Here is a 4,657-nt window from a genome sequence, read left to right as displayed (position 1 = left end):
CATATTCTTACATGGATGTAAGCCATTAGAATAACGCAGGAGCAGTTATCGAGCCCACTAGGTTACAAACCTCACGCCGCGGTTTAATCGCCCCTAGATTGAACAAATTTCAATCCAAAAAGGTCAACACGCCCTAAGCGCTCGCTTTAAATTTGGGTGCTCTGCCAACCATTGCGCTAATTGCTCAACGCCTACTAAATGCGGATAATGTTTTCTGCAAGCAAATACCACATTACGTTGTTGATTAGGAAAAATAGGTAAATAACTAACCCCAACACGTTGTGTACATGCAAGCCTAGGTACAAATGTCACCCCATCATTTATAGCCACCAGCGCCAGTAAGGTTTCTAAACTATTGCCCTGATATTGGTTTGACACATCCACCCCCGCAGAAAAACAAAACTTTTGGGCTTGATCTTTAAAGCAATGGCCATCACTTAACATTAATAGGCTACAACTTTGTAAATCGCTTAGCGCTACTTTTTTACGATTAGATAACGGGTTATCGGTTGAAACAGCAACCATAAAGTCTTCTTTGTACACGTTAACCGTATGGTAGTTTTTAAGCTCAGGAACATCGGCCAAAATTGCAAAGTCGAGCTCGCCGTTATCAAGCGCCTCTAGCATAGTCGCTGTTTGCATTTCTATAAACGTAAAGTGGCTCTCGCTAAATGCCGCTTTCATAGAGGTCAGTAAAGCGCTAAGTAAATACGGTGCAATAGTAGGAATAATACCAATTCTTAGCTTACCTTGTAGCGGCCCGTTTGAAGTAGCCGCCAGCTCTTTTAAGATTTCTGTTTGCTCTAAAATAACGTTTATTTGTGTCAACAAACGTTCACCTTGCGCTGTTAATGTAACTTGCTTAGTTGAACGGTCAAATAAAACAACATTAAGCTCTTGCTCAAGCTTTTTTACTTGCCCACTTAGTGTAGGCTGGCTAACAAAACAGGCATCGGCCGCTTTGCGAAAATGCTTGTGGTGAGCTATTGCTTTTACATACTCTAAATCTTTTAAGTTCAAATTCATCTCCACCTGATAGGCTATACCTATTAGTTTAATACAAACAAACGATTGGAACTATATTTAAATTCTCGCCATAATGGCTCCAACAAATCAAGAGGAACAAACTATGTTAAAGAATATTGAAGGTCAAACAATCCCAAGCGTTACATTTGCAACACGTCAAAACGACGAATGGAAATCAGTAACCACAGACGAAATTTTTACAGGCAGAACCGTTGTTGTGTTTTCACTACCGGGCGCATTTACACCAACCTGTTCATCAACTCACTTACCACGCTACAACGAGTTAGCCGGCGTACTTAAGCAAAATGGCGTTGATGAAATTGTATGTGTATCAGTAAACGATACATTTGTAATGAACGCATGGGCAGAGCATCAAGAAGCGCAAAACATCACATTATTACCTGATGGCAACGGCGAGTTTACTGACGGCATGGGCATGTTAGTCGATAAAAACGACTTAGGCTTTGGTAAGCGTAGCTGGAGATACTCTATGCTAGTGAAAGATGGCGTTATCGACAAAATGTTCATCGAACCAGATTTACCAGGCGACCCGTTTGAAGTTTCTGATGCAGACACAATGCTTGACTACATCAACCCAAAACAAACTAAGCCAGAGCCAGTAACCGTATTTACTAAACCTGGTTGCCCTTTCTGTAAAAAAGCAAAAGAGCTACTAACAGAAAAAGGCTACGCATTTGAAGAAGTTGTTATGGGTGCAGGCGCTACATTAACAAGCCTTAAAGCAATCACTGGCCGTGACACTGTTCCACAAATATTTATTGGTGGACAACACATTGGCGGCTCAGACGATTTAGAAAAATACTTTGCTTAATTAAGTAAAAAAATAGCAGGGGCGTACGCGCCCCTCTATATCAATCTCATCGCTCAGATTGAAAATAATAAAGGATACCACTATGAAAGAATTACAAACCGATGTTGTTGTTATAGGTGCAGGTACTGCAGGCTTAAGCGCATACCGTAACGCAAAACAATTCACCCCTAACGTTTTAATGATTGAATCAGGCCCGTACGGTACTACCTGTGCACGCGTTGGTTGTATGCCAAGTAAATTACTTATTGCCGCAGCCGAAGCCGCGCATTCAATTGAAATGGCACCTGCATTTGGCGTACATAGCTCAAAGCCACGAATAGACGGCAAAGCAGTTATGGCACGTGTTAAAAGCGAACGAGACCGCTTTGCAGGATTCGTAGTAGAAGCCGTAGATGACATACCAGATGAAGATAAAATTCGTGGTTACGCCAAGTTTTTAGACGCCAACCGCGTACAAATTGACGATGACATCATTATAACCGCTAAACGTTTTGTTATTGCTACGGGTTCGCGCCCATCATACCCTGGCGTGTTTAATAACTTTGGCGACAAACTAATTATTAACGACGATGTATTTAACTGGGACGACCTACCAGAATCAGTGGCCGTATTTGGTCCAGGTGTAATAGGCCTAGAAATTGGCCAAGCACTGAGCCGCTTAGGCGTAAACGTAAAATTATTTGGTGTTGGCGGCGCGATTGGCCCACTTACCGACCCAGTAGTAAAAGACTATGCAAACACTGTTTTTGCTGAAGAATTTTTTGTAGATACCGACTCAAACGTATCTGACATGATGCAAGTTGGCGATAAAGCCCAGCTTACTTACACCGATAAAGACGGTGCTAAACACACCGAGCAATTTGACTACGTACTTGCAGCCACAGGTCGAGTACCCAACGTAGACAAACTAGGGTTAGAGAATACCGGCATAGAGCTTGATGAGCGCGGTGTACCACACGCAGACCCGCATACAATGCAATGTGGTAACTCAAATATATTTATAGCAGGCGATGCCAGTAATATGATCCCCCTGCTACACGAGGCATCTGATCAAGGCACTATTGCCGGCCAAAATGCTGGGCGCTTCCCCGATATACGCATTGGCCTTCGCCGCGCTAAAATTGCCGCCGTATTTAGTGACCCGCAAATAGCAATGGTTGGCGAAAGTTATTCGCAAATTACAGAGCGCCTGGGTGAATGTGGTTGCTTTGAAGTAGGCGAAGTGAGTTTTGAAAACCAAGGCCGCAGCCGAGTAATGCTTAAAAATAAAGGCCACATGCGCGTTTACGCAGAACAAGGCACAGGCTTATTTTTAGGAGCAGAATTTATTGGCCCACAAGCCGAACACCTTGCTCATTTATTAGCTTGGGCTGTGCAAAACAAAATGACCGTACCAGAAATGCTGGAAATGCCATTTTACCACCCAGTAATTGAAGAAGGTTTACGTACTGCCCTTCGCGATTTAAATGCCAGACTTAAATTTGGCCCAGATATTATTAACAGCTGTATGGAATGCGGACCAGGCGCTTAACTTTTATACAGCAATAAAACAAATACATACTTGCTAACAAAAAGCCAAAACAGTCGTTTTGGCTTTTTTATGCGCTTTTTTAACCATAATGCCCATTGTATTAAATTATGAGGTATTTATAGCAACAGATAAACAGAATAATAACAAAGGCATAATTTTCGATAGGCATTTGTTCTACTTAAAAATTTATAACGCCGTTTACGCTTTATTTAGCACGTTTGGATGACTAAATTTTTAATTCGATTGCTATAACCTCTCAAAAATTATTTTAGCTGTTACACTTATTTGATAACTCAATCACAACAAGATGGAAAAGCTATGCCCAATAATAAATTTAGACTAGTCACCCGCAGCGATTTCGACGGCTTAGTATGTGCCGTACTGCTCAAAGACTTAGACCTAATTGATGACATTTTATTTGTACACCCAAAAGACATGCAAGATGGCAAAATCGACATAACAGCAAACGACATCACCACTAACCTACCCTACGTTGCAGGCTGCCATATTGCATTTGACCATCACTTAAGCGAAACCGTACGTAACGCAAGCGATATTAAAAACCATGTAATCGACCCTAAAGCCCCTTCTGCTGCACGCGTTGTTTATGATTATTATGGCGGCGCAGAAAAATTTCCAAACATCAGCACAGACATGATGGACGCAGTAGATAAAGGCGATGCAGCGCAGTTCTCAAAAGACGAAATACTCAACCCAACAGACTGGGTATTAATGAACTTTATCATGGATGCACGTACAGGCCTTGGCCGCTTCCGCGAGTTTAAAATTTCAAACTACCAATTAATGATGAAGCTAATCGATGCCTGTAAAGATCAAAGCATTGAAGATATTTTAAAAATGGAAGATGTAGCTGAACGCGTTGCGCTTTATAACGAGCATAACGAAAAGGCCAAAGCGCAAATAGCACAATGTGCAACGGTTCATAAAAACTTAGTGGTGTTAGATTTAACCCAAGAAGAAACCATTTACGCCACCAACCGTTTTGTAATTTACGCCATGTACCCAGACTGCAATATATCAATTCACAAAATGTGGGGCCTTAAAAAACAAAACGTAGTATTTGCCATAGGTAAATCAATCACCAACCGCAGCTCAAACACCAATGTGGGCGAGTTATGCCTTAAATACGGCGGTGGCGGCCACTTAAACGCCGGCACCTGCCAAGTAGAGACCAGCAAAGCCGAAGCAGTACTGGGTGAGCTGATTGATACGATTACCAGTGATGGTTAAGCTTTTAGCTTTTAGCT

The 4,657-nt window shown here is 42.0% G+C and carries 4 protein-coding genes; 3 read left to right on the top strand and 1 reads right to left on the bottom strand.

Annotated features, from left to right (window positions below; translation table 11 throughout):
- Window positions 1-123 precede the first annotated feature (123 nt).
- Window positions 124-1,020 (bottom strand): LysR substrate-binding domain-containing protein, encoded by an 897-nt coding sequence (locus CWC17_RS18640; protein ID WP_171042112.1) that lies wholly within the window; start codon window positions 1,018-1,020, stop codon window positions 124-126.
- Window positions 1,021-1,129: 109 nt separating this feature from the next.
- Between CWC17_RS18640 and CWC17_RS18635 the strand changes: the two genes are divergently transcribed.
- From CWC17_RS18635 to CWC17_RS18625, 3 genes are all read left to right on the top strand, one after another.
- Window positions 1,130-1,858: a glutathione peroxidase gene (locus CWC17_RS18635; protein WP_024033064.1), complete on the top strand. Its 729-nt coding sequence runs from the start codon at window positions 1,130-1,132 to the stop codon at window positions 1,856-1,858.
- A gap of 82 nt (window positions 1,859-1,940) precedes the next feature.
- Complete coding sequence (locus CWC17_RS18630) at window positions 1,941-3,389, top strand: dihydrolipoyl dehydrogenase (RefSeq protein ID WP_138614588.1); 1,449 nt, start codon at window positions 1,941-1,943, stop codon at window positions 3,387-3,389.
- 318 nt (window positions 3,390-3,707) lie between these two features.
- Complete coding sequence (locus CWC17_RS18625; protein WP_138614586.1) at window positions 3,708-4,640, top strand: DHH family phosphoesterase; 933 nt, start codon at window positions 3,708-3,710, stop codon at window positions 4,638-4,640.
- The last annotated feature ends 17 nt before the right edge of the window (window positions 4,641-4,657 follow it).

It is taken from the genome of Pseudoalteromonas sp. S3785, assembly GCF_005887365.1.
Lineage (GTDB): Bacteria > Pseudomonadota > Gammaproteobacteria > Enterobacterales > Alteromonadaceae > Pseudoalteromonas.
This window is presented reverse-complemented; position numbering and strand designations above follow the sequence as displayed.